Source organism: Arthrobacter sp. ASL1, assembly GCF_056680475.1.
Genome location: NZ_CM155284.1, coordinates 3,665,748 through 3,692,650, shown reverse-complemented (window position 1 = coordinate 3,692,650; position 26,903 = coordinate 3,665,748). Strand labels below are relative to the sequence as shown.

General features: G+C 65.1%; 25 protein-coding genes and 1 other RNA gene. 10 read left to right on the top strand and 16 right to left on the bottom strand.

All coding sequences use genetic code 11. The features are described 5' to 3' along the window. Positions 1-10: 10 nt before the first annotated feature. From AC1MEQ_RS17480 to AC1MEQ_RS17465, 4 genes are all read right to left on the bottom strand, one after another. The gene (locus tag AC1MEQ_RS17480) at positions 11-895 is read right to left on the bottom strand and encodes a metal ABC transporter permease (protein ID WP_479792541.1); all 885 of its coding nucleotides are present in this window, start codon (positions 893-895) and stop codon (positions 11-13) included. After that, positions 892-1,752 carry a metal ABC transporter ATP-binding protein gene (locus AC1MEQ_RS17475; RefSeq protein WP_479792540.1) on the bottom strand — a complete coding sequence of 287 codons (861 nt, stop codon included), beginning with the start codon at positions 1,750-1,752 and terminating at the stop codon, positions 892-894. Before AC1MEQ_RS17475 ends, AC1MEQ_RS17480 begins: the two co-directional genes overlap by 4 nt. Before the next feature lie 79 nt (positions 1,753-1,831). Next, positions 1,832-2,923 carry a hemolysin family protein gene (locus AC1MEQ_RS17470; protein WP_479792538.1) on the bottom strand — a complete coding sequence of 364 codons (1,092 nt, stop codon included), beginning with the start codon at positions 2,921-2,923 and terminating at the stop codon, positions 1,832-1,834. Continuing rightward, positions 2,920-4,245, bottom strand: coding sequence for a hemolysin family protein (locus tag AC1MEQ_RS17465; RefSeq protein WP_479792536.1), 1,326 nt, complete (start codon positions 4,243-4,245; stop codon positions 2,920-2,922). The genes AC1MEQ_RS17470 and AC1MEQ_RS17465 overlap by 4 nt, the downstream gene beginning before the upstream one ends. A 503-nt stretch (positions 4,246-4,748) precedes the next feature. On the opposite strand from AC1MEQ_RS17465, the gene AC1MEQ_RS17460 reads away from it, so the two are divergent. The 5 genes from AC1MEQ_RS17460 (at position 4,749) to AC1MEQ_RS17440 (ending at position 11,078) form a co-directional block, all read left to right on the top strand. Next, positions 4,749-8,540: a multifunctional oxoglutarate decarboxylase/oxoglutarate dehydrogenase thiamine pyrophosphate-binding subunit/dihydrolipoyllysine-residue succinyltransferase subunit gene (locus AC1MEQ_RS17460; protein ID WP_479792534.1), complete on the top strand. Its 3,792-nt coding sequence runs from the start codon at positions 4,749-4,751 to the stop codon at positions 8,538-8,540. Between the two features lie 99 nt (positions 8,541-8,639). Continuing rightward, positions 8,640-9,245 carry a GDSL-type esterase/lipase family protein gene (locus AC1MEQ_RS17455; RefSeq protein WP_479792532.1) on the top strand — a complete coding sequence of 202 codons (606 nt, stop codon included), beginning with the start codon at positions 8,640-8,642 and terminating at the stop codon, positions 9,243-9,245. Positions 9,246-9,395: 150 nt separating this feature from the next. Next, positions 9,396-10,244, top strand: coding sequence for a DUF4097 family beta strand repeat-containing protein (locus AC1MEQ_RS17450; RefSeq protein WP_479792531.1), 849 nt, complete (start codon positions 9,396-9,398; stop codon positions 10,242-10,244). Further along, the gene (locus AC1MEQ_RS17445) at positions 10,244-10,906 is read left to right on the top strand and encodes a PadR family transcriptional regulator (RefSeq protein WP_479792530.1); all 663 of its coding nucleotides are present in this window, start codon (positions 10,244-10,246) and stop codon (positions 10,904-10,906) included. Before AC1MEQ_RS17450 ends, AC1MEQ_RS17445 begins: the two co-directional genes overlap by 1 nt. A gap of 97 nt (positions 10,907-11,003) precedes the next feature. Further along, positions 11,004-11,078 (top strand): 50S ribosomal protein bL37, encoded by a 75-nt coding sequence (locus AC1MEQ_RS17440; RefSeq protein WP_372710594.1) that lies wholly within the window; start codon positions 11,004-11,006, stop codon positions 11,076-11,078. 89 nt (positions 11,079-11,167) lie between these two features. Here AC1MEQ_RS17440 and rsrA read toward each other — a convergent pair whose 3' ends face one another. Together rsrA and AC1MEQ_RS17430 are read right to left on the bottom strand one after the other, a co-directional pair. Next, a complete protein-coding gene (gene rsrA, locus AC1MEQ_RS17435) occupies positions 11,168-11,434 on the bottom strand; it encodes a mycothiol system anti-sigma-R factor (RefSeq protein WP_479792528.1) in 267 nt (88 codons plus the stop codon). Beyond that, entirely contained in the window at positions 11,434-12,090 is a 657-nt protein-coding gene (locus AC1MEQ_RS17430) for a sigma-70 family RNA polymerase sigma factor (protein WP_479792526.1), read from the bottom strand. Before AC1MEQ_RS17430 ends, rsrA begins: the two co-directional genes overlap by 1 nt. Positions 12,091-12,362: 272 nt before the next feature. Here AC1MEQ_RS17430 and AC1MEQ_RS17425 point away from each other — a divergent pair, with 272 nt between their 5' ends. The 4 genes from AC1MEQ_RS17425 to hisN are packed head-to-tail and all read left to right on the top strand — an operon-like array spanning position 12,363 to position 16,338. Next, complete coding sequence (locus AC1MEQ_RS17425) at positions 12,363-12,890, top strand: DoxX family protein (RefSeq protein ID WP_479792524.1); 528 nt, start codon at positions 12,363-12,365, stop codon at positions 12,888-12,890. 13 nt (positions 12,891-12,903) lie between these two features. Then, positions 12,904-14,232: a 3-phosphoshikimate 1-carboxyvinyltransferase gene (aroA, locus tag AC1MEQ_RS17420; RefSeq protein ID WP_479792523.1), complete on the top strand. Its 1,329-nt coding sequence runs from the start codon at positions 12,904-12,906 to the stop codon at positions 14,230-14,232. A gap of 2 nt (positions 14,233-14,234) precedes the next feature. Continuing rightward, entirely contained in the window at positions 14,235-15,338 is a 1,104-nt protein-coding gene (rsgA, locus tag AC1MEQ_RS17415) for a ribosome small subunit-dependent GTPase A (RefSeq protein ID WP_479792521.1), read from the top strand. A gap of 40 nt (positions 15,339-15,378) precedes the next feature. Then, positions 15,379-16,338 carry a histidinol-phosphatase gene (gene hisN / locus AC1MEQ_RS17410; protein ID WP_479792519.1) on the top strand — a complete coding sequence of 320 codons (960 nt, stop codon included), beginning with the start codon at positions 15,379-15,381 and terminating at the stop codon, positions 16,336-16,338. A 3-nt stretch (positions 16,339-16,341) separates the two neighbouring features. Here hisN and AC1MEQ_RS17405 read toward each other — a convergent pair whose 3' ends face one another. Further along, positions 16,342-16,797: a YrdB family protein gene (locus tag AC1MEQ_RS17405; protein ID WP_479792517.1), complete on the bottom strand. Its 456-nt coding sequence runs from the start codon at positions 16,795-16,797 to the stop codon at positions 16,342-16,344. Positions 16,798-17,293: 496 nt separating this feature from the next. Here AC1MEQ_RS17405 and AC1MEQ_RS17400 point away from each other — a divergent pair, with 496 nt between their 5' ends. Then, positions 17,294-18,463, top strand: coding sequence for an IS1249 family transposase (locus tag AC1MEQ_RS17400; RefSeq protein ID WP_479792515.1), 1,170 nt, complete (start codon positions 17,294-17,296; stop codon positions 18,461-18,463). A 166-nt stretch (positions 18,464-18,629) separates the two neighbouring features. Here AC1MEQ_RS17400 and ssrA read toward each other — a convergent pair. The 9 genes from ssrA to prfB all read right to left on the bottom strand — a co-directional run bounded on the left by ssrA (position 18,630) and on the right by prfB (position 26,887). Next, positions 18,630-19,016: a transfer-messenger RNA gene (gene ssrA, locus AC1MEQ_RS17395) on the bottom strand. 110 nt (positions 19,017-19,126) lie between these two features. Next, entirely contained in the window at positions 19,127-19,603 is a 477-nt protein-coding gene (gene smpB / locus AC1MEQ_RS17390) for an SsrA-binding protein SmpB (RefSeq protein ID WP_479792514.1), read from the bottom strand. 161 nt (positions 19,604-19,764) lie between these two features. After that, positions 19,765-21,183 (bottom strand): peptidoglycan DD-metalloendopeptidase family protein, encoded by a 1,419-nt coding sequence (locus AC1MEQ_RS17385; RefSeq protein WP_479792512.1) that lies wholly within the window; start codon positions 21,181-21,183, stop codon positions 19,765-19,767. Positions 21,184-21,311: 128 nt separating this feature from the next. After that, positions 21,312-22,226 (bottom strand): permease-like cell division protein FtsX, encoded by a 915-nt coding sequence (ftsX, locus tag AC1MEQ_RS17380; protein WP_479792511.1) that lies wholly within the window; start codon positions 22,224-22,226, stop codon positions 21,312-21,314. Continuing rightward, positions 22,223-23,005: a cell division ATP-binding protein FtsE gene (gene ftsE, locus AC1MEQ_RS17375; protein WP_479792510.1), complete on the bottom strand. Its 783-nt coding sequence runs from the start codon at positions 23,003-23,005 to the stop codon at positions 22,223-22,225. Before ftsE ends, ftsX begins: the two co-directional genes overlap by 4 nt. A gap of 238 nt (positions 23,006-23,243) precedes the next feature. Continuing rightward, a complete protein-coding gene (locus AC1MEQ_RS17370; RefSeq protein WP_479792508.1) occupies positions 23,244-23,891 on the bottom strand; it encodes a CoA transferase subunit B in 648 nt (215 codons plus the stop codon). Positions 23,892-23,896: 5 nt separating this feature from the next. Continuing rightward, positions 23,897-24,688, bottom strand: coding sequence for a CoA transferase subunit A (locus tag AC1MEQ_RS17365; protein ID WP_479792507.1), 792 nt, complete (start codon positions 24,686-24,688; stop codon positions 23,897-23,899). A gap of 135 nt (positions 24,689-24,823) precedes the next feature. Further along, positions 24,824-25,573, bottom strand: coding sequence for a 3-hydroxybutyrate dehydrogenase (locus tag AC1MEQ_RS17360; protein WP_479792505.1), 750 nt, complete (start codon positions 25,571-25,573; stop codon positions 24,824-24,826). 195 nt (positions 25,574-25,768) lie between these two features. After that, entirely contained in the window at positions 25,769-26,887 is a 1,119-nt protein-coding gene (gene prfB / locus AC1MEQ_RS17355; protein WP_479792501.1) for a peptide chain release factor 2, read from the bottom strand. Positions 26,888-26,903 lie beyond the last annotated feature (16 nt).

The window sequence follows — 26,903 nt, the reverse complement described above, 5'->3', positions numbered from 1 at the left end:
CCGCCGTCGTTCAGGCGGCCACCGGTACCGCAGCCTCCTCGGCGCTGCGGCGGATCCGGGAGCGCCGCCACGAGATGACGCGGCACACCACGTAGATGGCGAAGGAAATCGTCGTCACGTAGGGGCTGATCGGCAGCCGGCCGGCCAGGGCGAGCATGATGCCGCCGACCACGCTGGTCATTGCGAACACGATGCTCAACACCACGGTCAGTCCGGGCCGTGTGGTGACACGGATGGCCGCGGCTGCGGGGGTGATCAGCAGTGAGAGCACCAGCAGCGCGCCGACGACCTGGATGGACAGTGCCACGGCCAGGCCCAGCAGCAGCATGAACGCCACCGAGAGCCGGCCGGCGGGGATGCCCCGGGCCGAGGCGACGGCCGGGTCGACGCTGACGAACATCAGCGGCCGCCAGATGGCCAGCAACCCCACGATCACCACCAGCGAGCAGACGGCTAGGACCCCGAGCTGGACCGAATCCACGGCGACGATCTGGCCGGTGAGCAGGCCGAACTTGTTGGCGCTGCGCCCCTCGTAGAGGGAGAGGAACAGGATGCCCAGGCCCAGGCCGAAGGGCATGAGGATGCCGATGATGGAGTTGCGGTCGCGAGCGTTGGCGCCCATGAGCCCCAACACCAGCGAGGCGGCGATGCTGCCCACCAGCGATCCGGCGACCACGTTGGCGCCGATCAGCAGCGCGAACGCCGCGCCGGCGAAACTCAGTTCGGCGATCCCGTGGACGGCGAAGGCCATGTCGCGCATCATCACGAAGATGCCCACCAGTCCCCCGACCAGGCCGAGGATGGCTCCGGCGATGATCGAGTTCGCCACCAGCGGCAGCAGTTCGCCGTAGTTCTCGAAGCTGAAGATCGTCTGCCAGATGTCGGTGGGGTTCACAGCAGGCCGCCTTCGACGGTGGCCACGGGTTCGGCGCCCGGGGCGGTGGGATGGTGGTGGGCCAGCGTCTCGGGCATGCCGACGACGACGATGCGCCCGTTGCTGCGGAAGACCTCGATGGGGCTGGAGTACAACTCGGAGAGGACGTCCGAGCGCATGACCTGTTCGGGGGTGCCGACGTGGAAGCGGCCGCCTGCCAGGTAGAGGACGCGGTCGACGTATTGCAGGATCGGGTTGATCTCGTGGGTGACGAAGACGACGGCGCTGCCGTGGTCACAGGCTTGCCGGTGGATCAGCGCCGACACGGCCTGCTGGTGGTGCAGGTCCAGCGAGAGCAGCGGTTCGTCGCACAAGAGCAGTTCCGGTTCCCCGGCCAGTGCCTGGGCGGCACGCAGCCGCTGCTGTTCGCCACCGGAGAGCAGTCCAACGGGCCGGTCGGCGTACGACGTGGCGCCGACCCGCTCGAGGAGTTCGTCCACCCGGGCGCTGACCTCGCGGCGCTGCAGCAGGCGGGGGCCCCAGCGGTGCCCGTCGACGCCGAGGGCGACCAGGTCGCGCGCACGCAGTGCGGTGTCCGCCGGGAACCCGCGCTGTTGCGGGATGCTGCCGATGTGGCGCGAACCCCGGGTCACGGGCCGCCCGCCGACCTCGACGCTGCCGGTGCTCAGCTGCTGGAGTCCCAGCAGGACCTTGAGCAGCGTCGTCTTGCCGGCGCCGTTGGGTCCGAGCACGGCGAGGAACTCCCCCGGCTGCACGTCCAGGTCCAGGCCATCAAAGAGGCGGCGGGGCCCGAAGTCCAGCCCCGCTCCGCGCAACTTCACCGCCGGAGCGGGTCCGGATGGGCTGGTTTCGGGCACTGGGGGCCTTCCTGCGTGGGTCGTCTGGGACTGGGCCGACCGCAACGTCCGGTGGAGGGCGCGCGATGCGGCTACCAGCCTAGCTCAAATGAGACTCGTTTTCATTATCGGCCTGCTGGTTGAACCGGCGGATGCCCCGGCGTTCGTTCGAGTCGGTGATCTCGCCCACCAGTTGTTCCAGCACGTCCTCCAGGAACAGGATGCCGCGGGTGCTTCCGGCCGCGTCGTTGACGCGGGCCAGATGCGATCCGGTGCGCTGCATGATCCCGAGCGCGTCCTCGACCTCCACGTCGGTGCCCAGGTTGGCCAGGTTGCGCAACCGGGTGACCGGGATCGGCTGGTCGTAGCGCGAGGGCGGAATGGACATGACGTCCTTCAGGTGCAGGTAGCCCGCCAGGTTCTCCTCCTCGTCGGTGATGACGAAGCGGGAGAACCCGGTGCGGCCGACGGCCTTCTCGAACTGGGCCGGTGTCGTGTCGGCCGGCAGGGTGACGACCTCGCGGAGCGGGACCATGGAGGTCTCGGCGGTGTAGTCGGAGAACTCCAGCGCACCATGGATGATGCCGCTGCCATCCTCGACCAGGCCCGAGCGCGTGGATTCCTGGACGATCGACTGGACCTCCTCCAGGGTGAACGAGCTGGTGACCTCGTCCTGTGGCTCGATACGCATGAGCTTCAGCGCATGGTTGGCCAGCCAGTTCAGCGAGGCCACCACCGGGTGCAGGATCTTGGAGAGCCAGATCAGTGGTGGCGCCAGCAGCAGCACGGCCTTGTCGGCGACCGAGACGGAGATGTTCTTGGGGACCATCTCGCCGAAGGTCACGTGCAGGAAGGTGACGATGAGCAGCGCGATGACGAACGCCGTCGTATCCGCGATGGCCACCGGAACCCCGACCGATTCCAGCGGCCCCGCGAAGAGGTGGTGGATGGCCGGTTCGGCCACGTTGAGGATCAGCAGCGAGCAGACGGTGATCCCCAGCTGGCAGACCGCCAGCATGAGGGAGACGTTCTCCATCGCGTTCAATGCCGTGCGCGCCCGTTTCACCCCGGTGTCGAGCAGCGGTTCGATCTGGCTGCGCCGGGCGGTCATGACCGCGAATTCGGAGGCGACGAAGAAGGCGTTGCCGAGCAGCAGCAGCACGAGCCACATGATTCCGAGCCAGTCGCTCATCGCCCCTCCTTCCCGTCGGTGTCGTCGTCCGTGACGGCGGCCTGGAAGCTCAGCCGGTCCACGCGACGCCCGTCCATGACCTCCACGAGCAGTTCGCCGTTGCCCGTGGGCACGACGTCGCCGACTGCGGGGATGCGCCCGAGCATGGACATCACGTAGCCGCCGACGGTCTCGTAGGAGCCGTCGTCGGGGATCTTCAGCCCCGCCACCTGGTCGCCGAGCTCATCGGGGCGCAACAGCCCCGGGAAATACCAGCGGCCGGTCGCCGAGACCAGGACGCCGGGTTGGGTCCGGTCGTGCTCGTCGGTGACCTCCCCGACGATCTCCTCGACCAGGTCCTCCAGCGTGACCATGCCGGCGGTTCCGCCGTATTCGTCGAGCACCATGGCGACCTGCTGGTTGGCCCCGCGCAGGTCGGCGATCAGCGAGTCGAGGTGCACCGTTTCGGGCACGGAGATGATCTCCTCCATGATCGTGGCGGCGACCAACCCGGCGCGCTTGTGGCGGGGCACGGCGACTGCCTTCTTCACATGGCAGACGCCCTCGATGTCATCGGCGGAATCGCCGATCACCGGGAAGCGGGAGTAGCCGGTGCGCCGGGCGGTCTCGATGATCGATTCCAGCGGCTCGTCAAGGTCGACGGTCTCCATGCGGATGCGCGGGGTCATCACGTCGGCCGCCGAACGCTCCGAGAACCGCAGCGTGCGCGAGAGGAACCGGGCGGTTTCGCGGTCCAGGGTTCCCATTTCGGCGGAGCGGCGGACCAGCGAGTTCAACTCGGCGGGGCTGCGGGCCCCGGAGATCTCCTCCTTGACCTCCAATCCCATGGTGTGCAGGACCTTGTTGGAGAATCCATTGAGCACGACGATCGCCGGCTTGAACACCGCGGTGAACACCAGTTGCGGACGGGCGATGGCCCGGCCGATGGGCAGCGCGCGGGCGATGGCGAGGTTCTTGGGGACCAATTCGCCGACCAGCATGGACAGGATCGTCGCGAAAGCCATCGCCACGATGAGGGAGACGGGCGCGGCGCTGGGCCCCAGCCCGGCCGCGGCGAGCAGCGGGGTGAGCAGCTTGCCCACCGACGGCTCCATCACGTAACCGGTCAGCAGGGTCGTCAGCGTGATGCCCAGCTGGCAGGAGGAGAGTTGGGTCGAGAGCGACTTGAGGCAACGCAGCAGCGGTTCGGCGCCACGTTCACCCTTGGCGACAGAGCGCTGGACGGTGCTTTGGTCCAGGGCGACCAGGGAGAACTCGACGGCCACGAAGAACCCGGTGCCCCCGATCAGGAGCAGGCCCAGGGCCAGGAGGATCCATTCCACCTACCGGCTCACCGCCGTCGTTCCCGCCACAGACACCACGGCACGACGACGGTGCCGGGCGTGGGTGCGTAGGTCATCTTCCGGGGAACCCGGTCTGGAGGGCTCCGCACTGGCGGGGCCGGAGTCCGCTGCGCCCGGACCGGAAGGCTCCGATGGGGCGGCGGAAGAGGTGGGCATGCTGAGACGGTTTGAGCCGGCGCTGCGCGTTTTCGCGACGGGCCGGCACACTGAGTGGCTGTCCATAAGGATCCCAGTCTACAGAAGCCGCGCGCCGGCCGCGAGGGCCGGGCCGCAGGGGCGGGTGTCGTTGGACACACACGCGGCCGCTCCCCGGTCCCGTTCGCGAACCGCTGCGGAACGACGCGCACAACGGGCCGCGTCTGATTCGCAACGCTGCACCCAAAGTCACTAGACTGGCCGGAGGTCTAGGACTAGGTCGTCGCACCACCCCGGACACGATCGGGACCCAGCGGCGAGGCAACCAGGGAAGAAGAGGCGTCATCGTGCCAGATCAACCACACCACCGGCTGACCGAGGAGTTCGGCGGGAACGAGTGGCTCGTCGAGGAGCTGTACCAGCAGTATCTGCGGGACAAGAACTCCGTGGACAAGAAGTGGTGGAGCATCTTCGATTCCTTTGATCCCTCGGGACGCCCTGCCGCCGCGGACTCTTCAGCGGCGTCCTCCGGCAACGGATCCGGGCCCAGCCCCCGCGCGGCCACCGAGGCCCGGGTCAACGAAGCCCCCGCGGCCAAGGAGCCGGAGCAGAAGGCCGACACCGCCACCACCGCGGGCGACACGCCCAAGGACACCCCCGAGACCGAGAAGGCCAAACCGGCCGACCCGGCACCGAAGACCTCCCCGATTCCCGCCGAGCTGCCGAAGTCGAACGGCGGCGCGGACCCGACCGAAGAAGACGTCTCCAAGCCCCTGCGCGGTCCGGCCAAGGCCATCGCGACGAACATGGAGCAGTCGCTGACCGTCCCGACGGCCACGACCGTGCGCGCCGTTCCGGCCAAGGCGCTGATCGACAACCGCATCGTCATCAACAGCCACCTGGCCCGCTCCCGCGGCGGCAAGGTCTCCTTCACGCACCTGATCGGCTTCGCCGTGGTGCGCGCCCTGAAGCTGTTCCCCTCGCAGAACGTCACCTACCGCGAGGTCGACGGCAAGCCCACCGCCGTGCAGCCGGCCCACGTGAACTTCGGCATCGCCATCGACATCCCGAAGCCCGATGGTTCACGCATGCTCGCCGTGCCCAACATCAAGAAGGCCGAGACGCTGAACTTCTCGGAGTTCTGGACGGCCTACGAGGAACTGATCAAGCGGGCCCGCAACAACAAGCTGACCGCCGACGACTACGCAGGCACCACGACGTCGCTGACCAACCCGGGCGGCATCGGCACCGTCCACTCGGTCCCGCGCCTGTCCAAGGGCCAGGCCACCATCGTCGGCGTCGGCGCCCTCGAGTACCCGGCCGAGTTCCGCGGTGCCAGCGAGAAGACCGTGGCGATGCAGGGCATCGGCAAGGTCATCACCCTGACCTCCACCTACGACCACCGGGTCATCCAGGGCGCCGGTTCCGGCGAGTTCCTGCGCCTGGTCGAGTCGCTGCTGCTCGGCGAGCAGGGTTTCTACGACGAGATCTTCGAGGCGCTGCGCATCCCCTACGAGCCCGTGCGCTGGGTCGTGGACAACCAGGTCGACGTCGAGCTCCAGGTCAACAAGATCGCCCGCATCCAGCAGCTCATCCACGCGTACCGCGTGCGTGGGCACCTGATGGCGGACATCAACCCGCTCGAGTACGTCCAGCGCCGCCACCCCGACCTGGACATCCGCACCTACGGCCTGACGCTCTGGGATCTGGAGCGCGAATGGGTCACGGGCGGCTTCGGCGGCGCCTCGCGCCTGACGCTGCGCAAGATCCTCGGCGTCCTGCGCGATTCCTACTGCCGCACCACGGGCATCGAGTACATGCACATCCAGAACCCCGAGGAACGCCAGTGGTTCCAGGACGAGATGGAGCATGAGTACGAGAAGCCCAGCCGCGAGGAGCAGTTCCGCATCCTCGGCCGGCTGAACGCCGCCGAGGCATTCGAGACCTTCCTGCAGACCAAGTTCGTCGGCCAGAAGCGCTTCTCCCTGGAGGGCGGCGAATCGCTGATCCCGCTGCTTGACGGCATCATCTCCGACGCCGCTGACCAGGGCCTCGACGAGGTGGCCATCGGCATGGCCCACCGTGGACGCCTGAACGTCCTGACGAACATCGCCGGCAAAACCTATGCGCAGGTCTTCCGCGAATTCGAGGGAACGCAGGATCCGCGCAGCGTCCAGGGCTCCGGTGATGTGAAGTACCATCTGGGCACCGAGGGCAAGTTCACCTCGGACAGCGGCAACGAGACGCGGGTCTACCTGGCGGCCAACCCGTCGCACCTCGAGGCGGTGGACCCGGTCCTCGAGGGCATCGTCCGCGCCAAGCAGGACCGCCTGGATCTGGGCACGGAGTCCGGCGGCTTCAGCGTCCTGCCGATCCTGGTGCACGGCGATGCCGCGTTTGCCGGGCAGGGTGTGGTCGCCGAGACCCTGAACCTCTCGCAGCTGCGCGGATACCGCACCGGCGGCTCCATCCACGTGGTGGTCAACAACCAGGTCGGCTTCACCACCTCGCCGACGGCATCGAGGTCCTCCGTGTATTCGACGGACGCGGCCAAGATCATCCAGGCACCCGTCTTCCATGTGAACGGCGATGACCCCGAAGCCGTCGTCCGTGTGGCCCAGCTGGCGTTCAAGTACCGCCAGGAGTTCCGCAAGGACGTCGTCATCGACCTCGTCTGCTACCGCCGCCGCGGGCACAACGAGGGCGACGATCCCTCGATGACGCAGCCGATGATGTACAACCTCATCGAGGCCAAGCGCTCGACCCGCAAGCTCTACACCGAGGCGCTGGTCGGCCGCAACGACATCACCCAGGACGAGGCCGACCAGGCGCTGCGCGACTACCAGGGACGGCTGGAGCGGGTCTTCGCCGAGACGCACGCGGCCCAGACCTCGCCCATCCCGGTGGTTTCCTCCGACGAGACCAAGGTCAACGACCTGGAACTGCCGGCCTCCCAGGTGGACGACGCCGGGGCCAACCGTCCGAAGGAAACCTCAGTCAGCGCTGACATGCTTGCCCGTGTGGGTGCGGCGCATACCGACATCCCCGAGGGCTTCACCATCCACCCGAAGCTCAAGGCGCTACTCGAGCGCCGCGAGGCCATGTCCCGCGAGGGCGGCATCGACTGGGGCTTCGCGGAGATCGCTGCCTTCGGCTCGCTGTCGATGGAAGGGGTGCCGGTCCGGCTTTCCGGCCAGGACTCCCGCCGTGGCACCTTCGTGCAGCGCCACTCGGTGTTCCACGACCGCAAGAACGGCGACGAGTGGATGCCGCTGCGCAATCTCTCCGAGGACCAGGCGAAGCTGTGGATCTACGATTCGCTGCTCAGCGAATACGCGGCCATGGGCTTCGAGTACGGCTACTCCGTCGAGCGGCCGGACGCACTGGTGTTGTGGGAGGCCCAGTTCGGCGACTTCGTCAACGGTGCCCAGACGATCATCGACGAGTTCATCTCCTCCGCCGAGCAGAAGTGGGGACAGCGGTCCTCGCTCGTTCTCATGCTGCCGCACGGCTACGAGGGCCAGGGGCCGGACCACTCCTCCGCACGCATCGAGCGGTTCCTGCAGATGTGCGCCGAGGAGAACCTGGTGGTGGCGAACCCGTCCAACGGCGCCAACCACTTCCACCTGCTGCGCCGCCAGGCCTACGCCCGTCCGCGCAAGCCGCTGATCATCTTCACCCCGAAGCAGCTGCTGCGCCTGAAGGCCGCGGCCTGCTCGGTCGAGGATTTCACCCAGGGGCACTTCCAGGAGGTCATTGGCGACACGATGAGGCTGGAGGGCCCGGGCGTCGAGCGCGTGCTCATGGTTTCCGGTCGCCTGTACTACGACCTCGAGGCAGCCCGTAAGAAGGCCGGCGATGAGAAGACCGCGATCATCCGCGTGGAGCAGCTTTACCCGCTGCCCCTCGAGGCGATCCAGGCCGAACTGGCGAAGTATCCGAAGGCCAAGCTGTACTGGACCCAAGACGAGCCCGCCAACCAGGGCCCGTGGCCGTTCATGGGCCTGAACCTGGCACCCGAATTGGACCGCCCGGTGGAACTGGTGTCGCGTTCGGCGTCGGCGGCCACTTCGACCGGCTCGCACAAGCGGCACGAAGTCGAGCTGGCGGAGCTCCTGAAGCACGCCTTCGACCAGTAGCAGCAACAACGCATGAGCCGAAGGGCGGGACCTCGTGTCCCGCCCTTCGGCGTAGCAGGCCCGCTGTTAGAGTGGGCGTACCGCGCAGAAAGGTCTTTCGTGGAACAACGCATCATCCGCATCGCCGCCGTCGGCAATGAGGTCCTCGCCGGCCATGGCGACCCCCGTGCCCTCGGCTGGTTCGGCCGGGTCCTGGCCCGCACCACAGGCGACGACTTCCGTCTCGAGAGCTACTCGCTGGCCTCCCCCGACGAGGGCACCGAGGCACTGGCCGAGCGGTGGCTGCAGGAGGCAACACGACGTTTCGGCGATGGCTGCGACAACCGCCTCGTCGTCGCGCTTTCCGACCACGACCTCGACCTCGGGTTGTCGACGGCCCGCAGCCGCCTGAACCTCGCGAACATCATGGACGCGGCCTCGCAGATGAGCATCAAGGCCCTCGTCGTCGGCCCCACGCCGTCGCTGGACAACGAGCGCAACGCGCGCCTCGGCGAGCTCTCCGCCGCCTACGCCGATGTGGCCTCACGACGCCACCACGCGTTCGTCGACACGTTCGGCCCGCTGCAGAACCACGAGCAGTGGCGCAATGACCTGGCAGCCAATGGCGGGCTTCCCGGCCAGGCCGGACACGGACTCATCGCCTGGCTCGTCCTACATCGCGGCTGGTACCGCTGGCTCGATCTGGCCGAGCCCACCGGCGCCTGAGCCGAATTCACCGCCACGACGGCGGGGATCCCAGCACGGGATCCCCGCCTTCGTTCATTTAACCCTCGTCACCCTTGCCCGAAACGCAAACACGATATATCGTGTTTCTCATCGCGTTATATCGCGAATTGGATCGGACTTGGAGAGACCATGAACGACGGCGAATGGACCATCGAATCCCCGCAAACCATCGACATCGATGGGGTGGCGGAGCTCGGCGCGGAATGCACCGCGGGGCGTCTGGACGTATTGGTGCACGAGGAGGACTTCACGCGGATCGAGGTCACTGAGCTATCGGGCTCCCCCATCCGCATCGAGTTCGCGGGCGGCAGACTCTTCTTGAAGCACCGGACGACGGCGCGCGGCTTCATCGAACGCCTACTCGATAGCGGAAACTTCTCCTGGTCCAAGGTCAGGGACCGCTGCGTGGTCACCATCATGGTGCGGGCCTCGGTGGAGGTCAGGGCCAGCAACGTGGTCGGCGACTGCCTGGTCGCGGGGATCCGCGCCGATGTGCATGCGGGAACCGTGGCAGGATCGCTTCTGGTCGACGGCACGACCGGCGTCCTCGGCATCGAGACCGTCAGCGGCGAGGCGATCGTGCGCAACCACACCGGAACGCTGAGCTCGAGCTCCGTCAGCGGCGACGTCACCGCCAGCGGTGCCCTGCGGGACGTCACCGCCAGCACGGTGACCGGAGAACTGGCCCTGGACCTGCTCGTTGACCCGGGGACCGTACACGTAGATACGGTGTCCGGGGGTGTCCGGATCCGGCTCCCCCACGCGGTAGGCGTGGACCTGGAGGCGCAAACCGTGACGGGGAGCATCCATTTGAACGAGCAGAACTTCCAAGGCCTCGCCAAGAAGGTCCATATCAGCGACGGGCCGGCAACCCCGCGCGCATCGATCCGGACAGACGGCGTTTCCGGTCGGGTGGCGATCTTCAACGCGCCCTCGACGTCGCCGGCACGAACGGCACCGGAAGAGGCGACGCACTGATGCCTCCGGTCTTCGCCCACGGCGCCATGCGCCTGTATCTGCTGCACCTACTCGAAGAGGGACCCAAGCACGGCTACGACATCATCCAGGCACTGACCGACAGGTTTGGCGGGACCTATTCGCCCAGCGCCGGCAGCGTCTATCCACGGCTGGCGAAGCTGGAGGAGGAGGGACTGGTCACGACGCGTCAGGAGGGCAGGCGCAACCTCTATGGGCTCACCACCGACGGTCACCGGGAGCTGGAGGAACGGAACAGGGAACTGCATGACATCGACGCCGATATTTCTGCAACCGTGACGCGTCTGGCCGACTCCCTGAGCGCGGAGATCCGAGACAACATGCGGTCGGTCCGCGCAGAGCTCGCGGCGACCGCGGAGCGGTATGCGGCCGGAAAACGGAGCACGCGACGGCCACCTGCCGCCGAACCCACAGAAGGACCCCGGAAGACGGCCCCAGGCCGCGAGCCGCCCATGAGCTCAGGAGGAGCGATCCCCCGCCGCTCCCTCCACGAACTCGAACACCAAGTAGACGACTTCCGCTTGCAGTTGCGGGCCGACCTGCGCAAGGCCACTGCAGGGACAGGTATTGATGAAGCGGCCTACGCGACGATCAAGGTGGTGCTTGAACAGGCGAAGTCGTCGATCCGGGCCGTGCTGCGCTAAACGACCATCCGAAAGGACGCGTGGAGCGTCGTTGCGGGGCGCCCGGATGTGACAAGATAGAGGGCAGCCCAATTACCGAGCAGATGAGGAGGCAGCCATGAGCAAGCGAGCACGCAAGCGCCGCAGTCGCAAGAACGGCGGCGCAAACCACGGCAAGCGCCCCAACACCTAAATCAGGTGGAACCGCGAAGAGCCCACATCCTCACGGATGTGGGCTCCTTTGTGTCCCGGTAACGCCCGGTTCACTGGAGGGCCAACGGATCAGCCGTGGCCGACCTCGACGCGGATTTCGCTGATGCGCGTCATGATCCGGGTCTTCAACGTGTCAGGAGCCGTCTCCTGGCAGCTTCGCTTGACCACCGAGCGGATGATGCACTCCAGATCGTATTCCTTGGTGCAGTCGTCGCAATGCTCGAGGTGTTCGCGGACATCCTTGAGATCATCCACGGACAGCGCGCCGTCCAGGTATTCATACAGACGGGCGATCCGCTCGTCGCTGCAATCACCCATTGATTGGCAGTCACCCATCATTTCCTCCCTTGTCCGGCCGCCGCCGGGCGGCCTGTGGTCTTCTTCGCTTTTCCGAGTCCGCGGGTGGCGGCGTAATCGGCGAGCAGTTCCCTGAGTTGCTTGCGTCCACGGTGCAACCGCGACATCACGGTCCCGATCGGGATACCGAGGATCTCGGCGACTTCCTTGTACGCATAGCCCTCCACATCGGTGAAGTAGACGGCGAGGCGGAATTCCTCGGGAATCGCCTGCAACGCCTCTTTCACGTCGGAGTCGGGCAAATGGTCCAAGGCCTCGGCCTCCGCCGAGCGGAGCCCGGTCGGCGTATGCTCGGCCGCCTGAGCCATTTGCCAGTCCTCGACCGTGTCGGTGCTCGAGCGCAGCGGCTCGCGCTGGCGTTTACGGTAGAGGTTGATGTAGGTATTCGTGAGAATCCGGTACAGCCAAGCTTTCAAATTGGTACCCGGCTTGTACTGGTGGAAAGCCGAATAGGCCTTGGTATAGGCCTCCTGCACCAAGTCCTCCGCATCGGAGGGGTTCCGTGCCATGCGCATAGCCGCCGAATAGAGTTGGTCGACATACTGCAGGGCGTCGCGTTCGAACCGCTCGCGGCGTTGTGCCTCGGATTCGGCGTCCTCGGGGGCCTGCTCGACCCCATGCTGTGAAGTGCTCATCACCGCCCAGTCTAGACCGGGGCCGTGGGTCCTGTCCGCGGCATGTACCGCGTGGTCAGCACGTGTCATGACCGGCATCGTTGGCGCTTCCTCCTGAACCGTCTGGTTTGCTCTTGTCGGGACCGATGGTGACATCACCCGTCGTCTGTAGGCACAACAGCCCCGACTACGTCACTATTCCCGCCCTGATGCACCTCAAGCACCGATGGGTAGGAAAAAGTGCGAGACTAGGACGAGCATGTGAAAGCACTCCCGACTCCTTGGAGGAATCGATGTCCCTGGTTCGCCTGATCGCCCGCCCACTGCTGGCCTCCAGCTTCGTGCTGACCGGCCTCGACCGCGTCCGCAAGCCTGAGGAGAGCGGGGAACGGCTCCGCCCAAACCTGCGCCGTGCTGCCTCCGTGTTCCCCCAGCTCGAGCCCATCGCTGCAAAGCCCGCCCTCGCGGCCCGTTGCATCGGTGCAGCGCAGGTCATTTCCGGCCTGATGCTGGCCCTGGGCAAGTTTCCGCGCTTCTCCGCTCTGCTCCTCGTCGGCTCCTCGGCCGTAACCGGATTCAACGACAACGCAGGCGATTCCCGGCTGCTCACCTCGAGCCGCGTCAAGAACATCTCCCTTGCCGGAGGCGTCCTGCTCGCATCCGTCGACACTGCGGGCGCCCCGTCCCTGGCCTGGCGAGCCCGCCATCTGGGCAACGACGCACGCAAGCAGCTCATCAAGTCCAACAAGGAGCTGGCCAAGTCGGTCCGTGGCGGAGCACAGGACGCACGCAAGGTCGCTGAGGACGTGATCGGGCACTAGCCCCCCGACCAGCATGAGCAGCAATCTCTCCGCAGCCCCCGCCCACCTGTCCCCTTGGCCAGCCCCCCGGGCGCGAGGCCCGCTCGATGCCACCGTTCACGTCCCGGCGTCGAAGTCCCTGACCAACCGCTACCTGTTACTGGCCGCGCTGGCGGATGGGCCGTGCCGGCTGCGCAAGCCGCTGCGCTCGCGTGATGCCGACCTGATGATCGAGGCCTTGCGCGCGCTCGGCGCAGACATCGAGGAACTGGCGTCGGAGGACGGCGAGGGCCAAGATCTTCGGGTCACTCCGCTGGACCGCAGTGCAGCTCGGGACTCGGTGGTGGTCGACTGTGGGTTGGCCGGCACCGTCATGCGGTTTGTCCCACCGTTGGCTGCGCTGCTGCCGGCGACCGTGCACTTCGACGGCGATCCGGCGGCGCGCGAGCGGCCCATGGCCCCGGTGGTCACCGCCCTGAAGGACCTGGGACTGGAGGTCGACGACGAGAACCGTGGGACGCTTCCCTTCACCGTCCACGCCACCGGCAACGTCCGCGGGGGCCATCTGGTGGTCGATGCCAGCGGCTCATCACAATTTGTTTCCGCGCTGCTTCTGGTCGGGGCGTTCTTCGACGAGGGCCTGCATCTTGAACATGCCGGGGAGGCCGTGCCGAGCCTTGACCACATCCGGATGACCGTGGAAGCGTTGCGGCAGGTCGGAGTGCAGGTCGATGATTCGACACCGGGCCACTGGAAGGTCTCCCCCGGGACGGTACGGTCCTTCGACGTGCTCGTCGAACGAGACCTGTCCAACGCCGGGCCCTTCGTCGCTGCGGCCCTGGCCGCTGGGGGCACCGTCCGCATCCCCGACTGGCCGGTGCAGACCACGCAGGTGGGTGCCCGCTGGCCGGAGATCCTCACGCGGATGGGTGCTACGACTTCGTGCGATTCCGGCGTCCTAACCGTGACCGGCACCGGCCCGGTGCGCGGGATTGATCTGGCTGATGCCTCCGAACTGGCTCCCACGGTGGCGGCTCTGGCTGCCCTATCCGACGATGAGACCCGCCTCACCGGCATAGCCCACTTGCGCGGTCACGAGACCAACAGGCTGGCCGCGCTGGTCACGGAGATCAACGCCCTTGGCGGTTTGGCCGAAGAAACACCCGACGGACTGGTGATCCGGCGTGCCGTTGCCCACGGCGGGGTGTTCCACAGCTACGAGGATCACCGCATGGCCACTGCCGGTGCCGTCATCGGCCTGGCAGTGGACGAGGTAAGCGTCGAGGACATCGCCACCACCTCGAAGACCATGCCGGACTTCCCGCACTTATGGCAGGACCTGGCCGCCACCGGAGGCAAGTGACCATGGGCCGCGACGCTCGCAGCTGGGACGAATCCGACGTCAGGATCCGTCCGAACAAGAAGGGTTCGCGTCCGCGGACCAAGGACAGGCCTTCCCATGACGATGCCGTCATCGGCCGCATCGTCACCGTGGATCGGGGCCGATATACGGCCATCCTGGACGAGGACACCGCCAACGAGCGGATCGTCGTCGCCGCACGCGCACGCGAGTTGCGGCGTTCTCCGGTGGTGCCCGGGGACTTCGTCGCCCTCGTGGGCAATACGAGTGGCGCCCCGGACACGTTGGCACGCCTGGTGCGGATCGAGGAACGCCGGACGCTGCTGCGCCGCAGTGCCGACGACACCGACCCGGTCGAACGCGTGGTGGTCGCCAATGCCGACCAGCTGGTCATCGTCGTCGCGGCAGCCAACCCCGAGCCCCGGATCGGCTTCATCGACCGCGCCCTGGCCGCTGCCTACGACGCGGGCATCGAACCGATCCTCTGCGTGACGAAAACGGACATCCGCGATCCAGCATCCCTCCTGGAGAACTACAGGCATCTGGACATGCATGTCCTGACGAGCAAGAGCATCGGCGCCGAGGCATCGGGAATCGACGCCCGATCGGCGGACGGCGCCTCGGCACGACTTGAGGAGGGTGCCATCCTGGAACTGCGCGGCCTCTTGGCCGGATGCGTCTCGGTGGTCCTGGGCCACTCGGGGGTCGGCAAGTCCACGCTCGTCAACGCGCTGACGGGCGCCCAGCGCGCCACAGGCGGTGTTAACGCAGTGACCGGTCGCGGCCGCCATACCTCGTCCTCCGCGCTGGCCCTCCGTGTCGAGGACGCCCCGGCGGGGACTTGGATCATCGACACGCCCGGCATACGGTCTTTTGGGCTCGCCTTGGTCGTTCCGGGGAACATCCTGGCATCATTTCCGGACCTGGTGGAAGGCTCCGTCGATTGTCCCCGCGGCTGCCGACACACGGCCGACTCCCCCGGATGCGCACTGGACGCGTGGGTTCGTCGGCCCGATGCCGACTCCTCCGGCGTGGCCAGGCTGGCCTCGTTGCGCCGGCTGTTCGGTGCGGAAGCCAAAGCCGAGAACAAGGAATTGGGTTCCGTCTAGGACCACGGTCCGGAGACCGTCCTGCGGTAGGTTTAAAGGTATGACCCGCGACGTAATGAGCTACAACGACGACCTCCGGCTGGCGCACGCCATCGCGGATTCCGTCGATTCCCTGACCATGTCCCGCTTCAAGGCGCAGGACCTGCAGGTGGACACCAAACCGGACCTGACGCCGGTGACCGATGCCGACAGGTCCGCCGAGGAAGCAATTCGCAGCCAGCTGGCCCGTTCTCGGCCGCGCGACGCCGTGTTGGGCGAGGAATTCGGCAGCACTGGACATGGATCGCGACGCTGGGTCATCGACCCCATCGACGGAACCAAAAACTTCGTCCGCGGGGTCCCCGTATGGGCCACGCTGATCTCGCTGATGGATGAGGGCCGCTCCGTCGTCGGGCTGGTCTCTGCTCCGGCGCTCGGGCGCCGCTGGTGGGGAGCGGAAGGCACCGGATCCTACACAGGCAAGTCGCTGGCCTCGGCGACCCGCCTACAGGTCTCCGGCATCAGTGACCTGGCCGATGCCTCTTTGTCATATTCAAGCCTGGGCGGATGGCGCGAACGCGGCCAGCTGGACGCCATGCTGGATCTGCACGACGCCGTATGGCGGACCCGTGCCTACGGCGACTTCTGGTCCTACTGCCTGCTCGCCGAAGGAGCAGTTGACATCGCCTGCGAACCGGAACTGAACCTCTACGACATGGCGGCCCTGGTGCCGATTATCACCGAGGCGGGCGGGCGATTCACCTCGTTGGACGGCGAGGACGGCTGCCTCGGCGGAAACGCACTGGCCACCAACTCACGACTGCACGACGCCACGTTGGCCATGCTCAACGGCGCCCCTGGAACTACAGAGCCGGTAGGCACCCGTGGTTCCGAAGCCGACCGGTCGTCGGCGGGGACGGAGGACATGCCCGGCACGCACCGCGCCGGTGGCCCCCTCGAAGGCGATTCCACCGGCTTGCCGTTTGCTGGTCGCCATGCGTCACCATGGGAGAACGGCTAGGGGCTACCTGGCCGCCCGGCGCCCGGCCGGACGCTGGCGTTCACGGGGCAGACGGGCGGCATCAGCGGCGAGCTGGCCGCGTTTGAACCAGGTCATGGCCACGCTCGCCAGTGTCAGGACCAGCATGATCCCGCCGAACCACGGATGGCCTGAGGCATAGAGAGCGGCCACCCCCAGCAGGAAAAGAACATGGGACACGAGCGGTAAGACGGGCCACCCAAACCGCAGTTTGGCCTGCGGAGCCAGGAAAAGCCCCCAGAACACCAACAGCGGGACCAGGACCACGGTCACCGACAGGGCTGGTGCCCAAGGTAGGACCTGGATGGCCCACAGCGCCGCCGAACACAACAGGGCGACCTCGAGGACAAACGCGATCACCCCCGAGGAGCGGACCGGGGCCAGCGGCTCGACCGGTTGGTCCACCGAAGCCTCCTCAGCGTTCTGCTGCTTGTCTTGCATGCGTCTGCCTCTCCCATTTCCGGCGGACGGCGCGAGGAAATGCCCATATCGTCTGTATTGATCCCGGGGCAGCGACCCAAGGGGACAACTCCCATTCTATGCGCAACACGGCAACTCCGGGCGGCACGTCGACGGCCCCGGAATCGCGTGGATCCCGGGGCCGTCGAATAGTGGAGATGGGTTGAGTGGACTAAACACATCGTTCACCCATGCCCTGGGACATCGTTCCCCATGTACCCCTGGTCCAAGCGCCAGGCCATCATTCGCGGCCTGAAGCAAACTGTTCGTTGATACGTTCGCCAGCGGCCCTCACCCGGAATCGCAGCGGCGCAGGGCCGTCAGCGCCGACTGCCGCATCCGAAAGGCAAACAGCAGATCACGGATAGCCAAAGCCTGCGGATGGGGGTTATAGGCAGGAATGTGTGTACGTGAGAGGCTTGCTTCCCTGTCGTGCGTAGGGTGAGGCCGGGATACACATGCTTTGGGAGCATGTGGGGTGCCTCTTGCCTCGAACCAACCGCGTTGTGGTGTATGCGATTCCAAGCTCGTCAAGAACGGGAAAACCTCGGCCGGACGTACCCGATGGCGATGCAAACAGTGCGGGGCTTCGAGCACGCAGTCGCGCCTGGACGTCAGCCGACGAGCACAGCTGGCTGGCTTCGTGGACTGGCTGCTCGGTGTCACGTCGCAGGCCTCCCGTGGTGGGACCGGCAGGACCTTCCGGGCGTTGGTTGGATGGTGCTGGCGGGTCGAGGTTCCCCCGCCAGCGCCAACGGGTCAGGTCCACGAGCAGGTCATGCTCGACGGGACGTACTTCAACGGCTGGTGCGTGCTCATCGCCTTCACCGGCTCCCATGTCGTGGACTGGCAGTGGTGCGACCAGGAGAAGAAAGCCTCATGGCAGGCCCTGATGGAACGGGTCCCGGCCCCGACGGTGGCCGTTGTCGATGGCGGGACCGGTCTGCATGCAGCATTGCGCCATTACTGGCCGGATACGCGCGTGCAGCGGTGCTATTTCCACATCTTCCAGGCCGTACGCCGCCACCTGACTTTCGCCCCCAGGCTGCCCGCTGGTCGGGAGCTCATGGCCCTGACCAAGGCGTTGATGAAGGTCTCCAGCCAGGAGCAGGCTGCGGCCTGGATCAGCGCCTATTCGCAGTGGGAGGCCAAATGGGACGCTTTCCTCAAGCACCGCACCGAAGCCCGTACCGGTGCTGAACGGCCCTCCGCTGTTCCTGCCAGTCGTCTCTGGTGGTACACCCATCAGCGGCTACGCCGGGCTCGAGGCTTCTACCGGTCGTTGATCAAACACGAGAACCTGTTCATCTGGCTGGAGACCGATTTGCAGCCTGCCAGTGGAGCGAAGATCCACCGGACTACTTCGCCCTTGGAGGGCGGTCCGAACAAGGCCATCAAGGAATTGCTCCGCGCCCATCGCGGGATGCCTGACGCGCACGCCCGCACCGCGGTGAACTGGCTATTGGATTCACTGACTGAATTCCCCAGGGAGCCATGGACACTCGTGCGCCAGGAACACTGGGACCCTCCACGCAAGCAACGAAAAATCAAGGAAGAACCCGACGGGCCGGCGCTCTACGACAAGGAATTCAGTTGGGAAGACGGCAACGGCGTCCAGCACGGCTGGGGCGGTAGAAGCAGACCGTGACACACCCGGGCCATACACACATTCCTGCCTATAACCCGCGGATGGTTCTGGACCGCGGCAGGAGGCCACTTGGAGGCCAGAAGAATGAAATCCGCCAGCAGCACTGGCGACTGGTTAAAGACTAATGTCTCGGAACATCGTTCTACCGATGTCCCGAGACATTACATAGTGGAGATGGGGGGAATTGAACCCCCGTCCGATGTGGCGTTGCCAGGACTTCTCCGGGCGCAGTTTGCTGTGGGTTTTCTCTGCTCCAGCAGCCGTCTCACAAACATGCGGCTGGACCCTTTCGGGATACCCTGAGCACAGTCACCGAAAATATGTCCAACACCCCAGTGACCAAGATGTTGAACAGTGGCTATCTAAATGACGCCAGTATCAGGGCCGATAGCAATCCCTGGCTGACGGACTGTCTGGCTGCTTAGGCAGCGAGAGCGAAGTCAGTGCGCTTAGAGTTGGCACTTGTGTTTTGCAAAGAGCGTTTACGAGATAACCTTGCGTCCTCGGCCCGCTTCTCCTGTCGCGACTCACATCGTCGAAACCGATCATCCCCGTATTTACTTCTCAAATCGCGGGATACCCGCTCAACCCCGCAGGCTAACCTGCGAGACATTAACTATAACCCAACCCATCCCGGATTCATTCCCCCGGCGGCTTTGCATATCAGGACGTTCGCCGGTTTCTCTCACGCATCGCACGCAGCGCTTCCCGGTTATCCTGCTTCTCGCGAAGCGTCTGGCGCTTGTCGAATTCCTTTTTGCCCTTGGCCACGCTGATCTCCAGCTTGGCCCGGCCATCCCGGAAATAGAGTTGCAGCGGGACTATGGTGAAGCCGGGATCCTGAATTTTCCGGGTGATCTTGCTCAGTTCCTCGCGGTGCAGTAAAAGCTTGCGTCGACGGCGGGCCGCGTGGTTGGTCCAAGAGCCGTTGAGGTACTCCGGGATGTAGAGCGCCTCGATGAACAACTCGTCGTTGTAGAACTGGCCGAAGCCGTCGACCAGTGATGCCTTGCCCTCGCGAAGGGACTTCACCTCAGTGCCGCTGAGCACCATTCCAGCCTCAAACGTATCGAAGATATGGAAGTCGTGGTGCGCCTTGCGGTTGGTCGCGACGACCTTGCGCTCGGTATCCTTGCCCATGGCAACCTCCTCTTGTACATACTTACGCCGGGAATTGTGGGTGGAAGATCAGGACAATAATCGTACGCCATCGCCGTCGACTTCAAGTCGGTCCCATCCGGGGTCGTCAGCGGAAGAGGTCAGCGAACCACCGTCCACCAGGCCACCGAGCGCCGATTCGGTCAGAGCAGACCGGCAGGATTGACAACTTTTCCATCGAGGATGGTCTCGAAGTGAAGATGGCACCCGGTCGAGTTGCCCGTGGTGCCTACGTATCCAATGAGCTGCCCCTTGGAGACCTGCTGCCCCGCGCGGACCACGTAGCTGCTCAGGTGGTGATACCCGGTCAGGAGGGCGTGCCCGTTCACAACACCGTGGCTGATCTGCACCTTGTTGCCAGAAGTAGCAGACATGCTGGCGTACCAGACTTCGCCTCCGGCTGCGGCATGGACGGGGGCGCCACACTGGCCGCCGAATCCCCAGTCCAGGCCCGCGTGGACGTAGCCGCCCATTCCGCCATAGTCGATGGTCCCGGCAGGGGTCGGTCGCCACCCGAAGGTGGAAGTGATGTGCCCGCCGTTGACCGGGATCGATAGCCCCCAGCTGCTGGTTGACGATGATCCGCCGCTGTTCCCGGCGCTCTCGCTTTTCCTTCTCGCGGATGCGGCCGAACGCTCAGCCGCATCCGCCGCAGCGCGCTTAGCCGCAGCGTCCGCGGCATTGGCTCGGGCTGCTGCTTCGGCAGCAGCTTGCGCCTTGGCCGCTCGCGCCTCGGCTGCCTTTCGGGCCGCCTCTTCCTTGCGTTTGCGTTCGGCTGCCTCGCGGATCAAGCGCTCTTGGCGTTCCTTGATCTCGGCGACGACCTGATCGTGTTCAGCCTGCTGCTTGTGGATCTGTTCCTTGATCTGCGGGCGCTTGGCGTTGAGCTCGCTGCTGGCCGCTTCCGCGCCATCAATGAGTTGGTCTACGTGGCGCTTGGAGGCCTCGGCCTCATCACGCGCCGACTGTTCCCGGGCCAACGCCGTCTCGGCTTGGCTCTTGAGATCACTGATTTCCGACTCCACAGCGGCCATCCTGGCCTGGGCATTGGCGTTGGTGGCGTGCTGCTGGTTCAGATCGCTGAGCACGGCATTTTGGCTGCGGAGGGCCTGATCGGCCATTCCCATGCTGTCCGCGAGGTTCCCCTCTGAGGACGCATTGAGCAGTAGGCTCAGATTGCTGGAGACCCCTCCGCGTTTGTAGGCTTGCGTGGCGATCTGACCGATGACCTTGCGGGTGTCGGCCATGGACTCTGCATCCTTGACCATTTGGCTGCTGATCTGGTCCTTCGACGACTGCGCCGCTTCTACGCGGGCTGTGAGTTCGTTGACCTGGTCGGTTGCTGTTTGGACGCTGGCCCGCGCAGACGCCAGCCTCTCCTGGGCAGCAGGCAGGCGATCTTGGTAGTTCTTCAGCTTGTCGGCGACCTTCTGGATGTCCGCATTAAGGAATTCGAGATCCGATTCCAGCGAGTCCAGCTGCTTCTCGACCTTTTCCTTTTTGTCGTCCAGGTTGTCGGCGTGCGCCATGGGCGCGACCAATGAAAGCGACAGCAAGCTCACGAGGGCACCACTGATCACGGCTTGGGACAGAGTCCGTCTGTTACGGTCCACCACAGGAGGTCCGTCCTTTCACTGGAACAGCAGTTCACCGCTTCGGATACGCGAGGGGAATACGGGCGCCGAACAACCTAAACCTTCAGGTAGCGCCTTAAGGTCAGGACCGACGATACACCAGCGAGGACGACACCCAGCGCAAGCAGGCCCGGAGCAACCAGCAAAACTTCACTGGTGGCGATGAAGGCGGTATCCGGATATTCCATGGCGAGCTTGTCTTGAATGAGGTACCGCACCACCGCCCACAGCGTACCGGACGCCAAAACCGCGCCGATGAGCGCGGCGATGACGCCCTCCAGCACGAAGGGCAGTTGGATCACCAGCTTGGATGCTCCCACCAGACGCATGATTCCGGTTTCGCGACGCCGACTGAAGGCGGAGAGCCGGATCGTGGTGGCTACCAGCAAAACGGCACAGAAGATCATGACCACGGCGATCCCGACGGCAACCAGGGACGCGATGTTCATGATGGAGAAGACCTTCTCCAGGAGATCGCGTTGGTCGATGACCGTGTCGACGCCCTTCATCGATGAAAAGAGCTCGTTGATGACGTCGTACTTCTCCGGGTCGACCATCTTCACGCGGAATGACTCCGGCAGCTGGTCGGCGGTGACGGTGTCGACAATCGGCGAATTCTTGAACTGTTCGCGGAAGTGCTGCAGCGCTTGGTCCTGCGACTCGTACTCATAGCCGTCCACGTACGGCTTGACCGCCGCGGAATCCAGCATGTCCTTGATGGCAGAGCGTTGGGAGTCCGTCACGGCGCCATCGGCGCAGGTCTGCGAACCGTAGTCCTCCCCGCACAGGAAGATGGCCACCTCGACCTTGTCGTACCAGAAGCCCTTCATCTGGGTGATCTGCATCTGCGTCAAGGCGGCGGCGCCGACAAAGGTCAATGAAATGAACGTAACGAGGACGACGGAAACGACCATGGAAAGGTTGCGACGAAGACCGGAGCCGATTTCGCCGAGAATGAATGCCAGTCTCATGCCTCGTCCTCCTCTGAGTCGAAGGGTGCGATTGCCTGGTCCTGAGGATTGGCGGTTCGAAGTTCACGCGAGCCATCCCGGTTGATGATGGGGATCATGGCGGTGTATTCGCCTGCGCGCTCGTCACGGACGAGCTTGCCTTCGTCGAGTTCTATCACCCGACGCCGCATGGAATTGACGATGTCGTCGTCATGGGTGGCCATGACCACTGTCGTGCCGTTTTGGTTGATCTTGTCCAGGATGTTCATGATGCCCACACTGGTGGCGGGGTCGAGGTTACCGGTGGGTTCATCGGCGAGCAGGATGCCCGGTTGGTTCACGATGGCACGGGCGATGGCCACACGCTGCTGTTCACCGCCGGAAAGCTCGTTCGGCATGCGCTTTTCCTTGCCCTGCAAACCCACCGTCTTGAGGACCTCGGGGACGGTGCTTCGAATGGAGGCCCGGCTCTTGCCGATCACCTGCATGGCGAAGGCGACGTTGGAGAAAACGTCCTTGTTGGGCAGAAGTCGGAAGTCCTGGAAGACGACTCCGATCCCGCGACGCATGCGCGGGACACGCCAGCTGGGGATGCGGGCGACGTTTTGTCCGGCAACGTGGACCGAACCGCGTGAAGCCTGGTCCTCGCGCAGCACGAGTCGAATGAAGGTCGACTTCCCGGAGCCGGAAGCCCCGACGAGGAACGCGAAGTCGCCGCGGTCGATCTCAACATCGATGTCGTCCAGCGCCGGACGAGACTTCTGGTCGTAGACCTTGGTGACGTGCTCAAATCTGATCATGGCAGTTCTGCCCACCCGGACCACCGGTCAGTGTCCGAAAAAATGCGGGGCTTTGCTGGGGGAACGTACAGCACCGGCACTGAGCACTCTAGCGGCAGCCCTAGTCATAGCAGCGCAGGCGGCATCGCGTGTCGGTGCCGTCGTGCCGACGTGGACATCTGGACGGTCGCCGGACTTTCCCGCCCGGCAGGGGCGGCAGCGAAGCTGCCTGCTTGCCGGGTCGCCCCCGGGGGGCCTATTACTTCGAGAGGTCCCCGCCGAGGGCGAGTTCGGGTTCGGTGGCCGCACGGACCTCCTCGATGCTCACTCCCGGGGCGGTCTCCACGAGCACCAGCCCGTGATCGGTGACGTCGATGACGGCCAGATCGGTGATGATCCGGTTCACCACGGCCTTGCCCGTCAACGGAAGCGAACACTCGTTGACGATCTTTGCGCTCCCGTCCTTGGCCGTGTGTTCCATCAAGATGATGACCTCGCGGGCACCATGGACCAGGTCCATCGCGCCCCCGGGCCCCTTGACCATCTTGCCCGGGATCATCCAGTTCGCCAGGTCCCCTGTAGCGGAGACCTGCATCGCGCCCAGGATCGCCGCATCGATCTTCCCTCCACGGATCATCCCGAAACTCGTTGCCGAGTCAAAGAAGCTCGCCCCGGGATTGACCGTCACGGTCTCCTTCCCGGCATTGATAAGATCCGGATCCAGATCCTCCTCCACCGGATAGGGGCCAACGCCGAGGATCCCGTTCTCGGACTGCAACACCAGCGTCCGGCCCTGCGGAATGTAGTTCGGCACCAGCGTCGGCATCCCGATCCCCAGGTTCACGTACGCCCCGTCGACCAGCTCCTGCGCGGCACGGGCCGCCATCTGTTCACGTGTCATCGCCATCGTCTTCAGGCCTCCTTCGTCGTCGAACCGGCAGCAGCCGTACGCACCGTGCGCTTCTCGATCGGCTTCTCGATGTCCTTACCGACCTCCAGGACCCGGTGAACGTAGATGCCGGGCAGATGGACCTCGTCCGGATCGATCTGCCCGGGCTCCACCAGCTCCTCGACTTGGGCGATGCAGACCTTCCCGGCCATCGCCGCCGGAGGGGCGAACTGGCGGGTCGCCTTGTTGAACACCAGGTTCCCGTGCTTGTCGCCCTTTGCAGCGTGGACCAGCGCGAAATCGGTGACGATCGATTCCTCCAACACGAATTCATCGGGCTCACCACCCGGGGCGAAAGTGCGCACCTCCTTGGGCTGCGAACCCTGCACGATGTTGCCCTCGGCATCATACTTCTGCGGCAACCCGCCCTCTGCGACCTGCGTGCCGACCCCGGTCCGGGTGTAGAACGCCGCGATCCCGGCACCACCGGCCCGCAGCTTCTCGGCCAGGGTCCCCTGCGGAGTCAATTCCAGCTCCAGCTCACCGTGGAGGTAACGGCGGGCGAATTCCTTGTTCTCCCCCACATAGGAAGACGTCATCTTCCGGATCCGCCCAGCGGCCAGCAAAACACCCAATCCCCAACCGTCGACACCACAGTTGTTCGAAACAACCGAAAGATCCGTTGCCCCCTGCTCCAACACGGCCTGGATCAATGCCATCGGATTACCCGAGAGCCCGAAACCACCCACGGCAATCGAGGAACCATCCCCGACATCAGCCACGGCCTCAGCAGCCGAGGCAACACTCTTGTCCATTGCCAACTCAATGACCTCCTTTGCCCGATGAACGACGTGCCGGCACCATGCCCTTGCGGGCCGTGACCGGCGTTACATTCCAACCTATCGCCATCACGCGCTGCAACCCACATCGTCACGTGAAGGGTGGCTTGGCTAGCGGCTGCTCCAACCACCGTCAACGGTGTAGGAGGCGCCTGTCACCATCCCCGCATCCGGCGAAGCCAGCCATGCGGCCAGCGAGGCAACCTCCTCCGGCTCGACGAGGCGCTTAACCGCCGACTCGGTGAGCATGATCTTGGAGACAACCTCGCTCTCTGGAATCCCGTGGATTTTTGCTTGGTCGGCGATCTGCTTCTCGACGAGGGGGGTCCTGACATACGCGGGTTCAATGCAGTTGCTCGTCACGCCGTGTTCCCCGCCTTCCAAGGCGGTGACCTTGGACAGGCCTTCAAGTCCATGCTTCGCAGCGACATAGGCGCTCTTATAGGCCGAAGCGCGCAGTCCATGGATGCTGGAGAGGTTGATGATCCGACCAAAACCGCGTTTGTACATTCCCGGGACCACGGCGCGGATGAGCAGGAATGGCGCCTCAAGCATGAGCCGGTGGATCAGTCGCCAGTCGTCGGGCACGAATTCGTGGACGGGATTAATGCGCTGGATTCCGGCATTGTTCACCAAGATATCCGCCTCTAGGCTGAGGGACTCCAATGCCGCAGTATCGGAGAGGTCGATCTGCCACGCCGTCCCGCCGACGCCAGCTGCGACTTTTTCGGCCGCCTCGCCGTTGAGATCTGCAACCGTCACGGTGGCCCCGCGTTCTGCGAAGGCTTGGACGCAAGCGGCGCCTATGCCGCTCGCACCCCCGGTGACGATAGCGTGGCGTCCCTGCAAATTGCCGCTCATGTGTTGTCCGCTCCCAGTCTGGCGATGAATGTCCTTCGAGGGGGTGCGAGGACGGCTGCCTTGGTTGGCGGCGACGTCGCCGTAGTCCCTGCACGGATCATTTCACGTCTGGGGCGGTTCCGTCAGGGGCCCCGCCTGATGGGTACGCGGGGGCGTACATGGAGCGGTCGGCAGGGGCCGTCTGGGACGGTAGTGCTACTCGGCCACCTCGTGGCGTGCATTGGCACGCCAGCGGATCCCTGCGTCAATGAAGTCGTCGATCTCCCCATCGAACACGGCACCGGTGTTACCGACCTCGTGCTCGGTGCGCAGGTCCTTGACCATCTGGTACGGGTTCAGGACATAGGAGCGCATCTGGTCACCCCAGGATGCCTTCACATCGCCAGCGAGCGCTTTCTTCGCGGCATTCTCCTCTTCCTGACGCACCAGAAGGAGCCGTGACTGCAGTACGCGCAGCGCTGCAGCGCGGTTCTGGATTTGCGACTTCTCGTTCTGCATGGAGACCACTATCCCCGTGGGGATATGGGTCATCCGGACCGCGGAGTCGGTCGTGTTGACGGACTGGCCGCCCGGACCCGAGGACCGGAATACGTCCACCTTGATCTCGTTTTCGGGGATTTCGACGGAGTCGGTCTGTTCGATCAGGGGGATGACCTCGACGGCGGCGAAGGATGTCTGACGGCGCCCCTGGTTGTCGAATGGGCTGATACGCACCAGCCGATGCGTCCCCGCCTCAACGGAGAGCGTGCCGAAGGCATATGGGGCGTTGACTTCGAAAGTCGCGGATTTGATCCCGGCTTCTTCTGCGTACGAGGTGTCCATGACGGCGGTCGGGTATCCGTGGCGTTCTGACCAGCGTAGATACATGCGCATGAGCATGTCGGCGAAGTCGGCGGCGTCGACGCCGCCAGCCCCGGCGCGGATGGTGACAACGGCGGCCCGTTCGTCGTATTCCCCAGCCAACAGCGTGACCACCTCGAGCTCGCCAAGCGCCTTACGCAGCGATTTCAGTTCCTTTTCCGCTTCCGCCAAAGTCTCGGCGTCGTCTTCCTCGCCGGCCAGCTCGACGAGGACCTCGAGATCGTCGATTCGCGCATCCAGCCGTTCAATGCGTCCCAACTCCGTCTGCCGGTGCGACAGCTTGGAGGTGATTCTCTGGGCCGAGGCGGGGTCATCCCACAGATCCGGCACCCCCGCCTTTTCGGAGAGCTCGGCGATATCCGCCTTGATTGCATCGACGTCGGTGACGGCTTCGATGGAGGCGAATGTGTTGCGCAGGTCGCGGATTTCCGCGGAGAAGTCAGAAGAGGCCATGATCTCCCAAGCCTAC

Coding starts and splice junctions, on each gene's coding strand:
- AC1MEQ_RS17470 (WP_479792538.1), bottom strand. CDS start 2,923: ATGAGCGACTGGCTCGGAATCATGTGGCTCGTGCTGCTGCTGCTCGGC.
- AC1MEQ_RS17450 (WP_479792531.1), top strand. CDS start 9,396: ATGAACGACGGCGAATGGACCATCGAATCCCCGCAAACCATCGACATC.
- AC1MEQ_RS17445 (WP_479792530.1), top strand. CDS start 10,244: ATGCCTCCGGTCTTCGCCCACGGCGCCATGCGCCTGTATCTGCTGCAC.
- rsrA (WP_479792528.1), bottom strand. CDS start 11,434: ATGGGTGACTGCCAATCAATGGGTGATTGCAGCGACGAGCGGATCGCC.
- AC1MEQ_RS17430 (WP_479792526.1), bottom strand. CDS start 12,090: ATGAGCACTTCACAGCATGGGGTCGAGCAGGCCCCCGAGGACGCCGAA.
- AC1MEQ_RS17425 (WP_479792524.1), top strand. CDS start 12,363: ATGTCCCTGGTTCGCCTGATCGCCCGCCCACTGCTGGCCTCCAGCTTC.
- aroA (WP_479792523.1), top strand. CDS start 12,904: ATGAGCAGCAATCTCTCCGCAGCCCCCGCCCACCTGTCCCCTTGGCCA.
- rsgA (WP_479792521.1), top strand. CDS start 14,235: ATGGGCCGCGACGCTCGCAGCTGGGACGAATCCGACGTCAGGATCCGT.
- hisN (WP_479792519.1), top strand. CDS start 15,379: ATGACCCGCGACGTAATGAGCTACAACGACGACCTCCGGCTGGCGCAC.
- AC1MEQ_RS17405 (WP_479792517.1), bottom strand. CDS start 16,797: ATGCAAGACAAGCAGCAGAACGCTGAGGAGGCTTCGGTGGACCAACCG.
- smpB (WP_479792514.1), bottom strand. CDS start 19,603: ATGGGCAAGGATACCGAGCGCAAGGTCGTCGCGACCAACCGCAAGGCG.
- ftsX (WP_479792511.1), bottom strand. CDS start 22,226: ATGAGACTGGCATTCATTCTCGGCGAAATCGGCTCCGGTCTTCGTCGC.
- ftsE (WP_479792510.1), bottom strand. CDS start 23,005: ATGATCAGATTTGAGCACGTCACCAAGGTCTACGACCAGAAGTCTCGT.
- AC1MEQ_RS17370 (WP_479792508.1), bottom strand. CDS start 23,891: ATGGCGATGACACGTGAACAGATGGCGGCCCGTGCCGCGCAGGAGCTG.
- AC1MEQ_RS17365 (WP_479792507.1), bottom strand. CDS start 24,688: ATGGACAAGAGTGTTGCCTCGGCTGCTGAGGCCGTGGCTGATGTCGGG.
- AC1MEQ_RS17360 (WP_479792505.1), bottom strand. CDS start 25,573: ATGAGCGGCAATTTGCAGGGACGCCACGCTATCGTCACCGGGGGTGCG.
- prfB (WP_479792501.1), bottom strand. CDS start 26,887: ATGGCCTCTTCTGACTTCTCCGCGGAAATCCGCGACCTGCGCAACACA.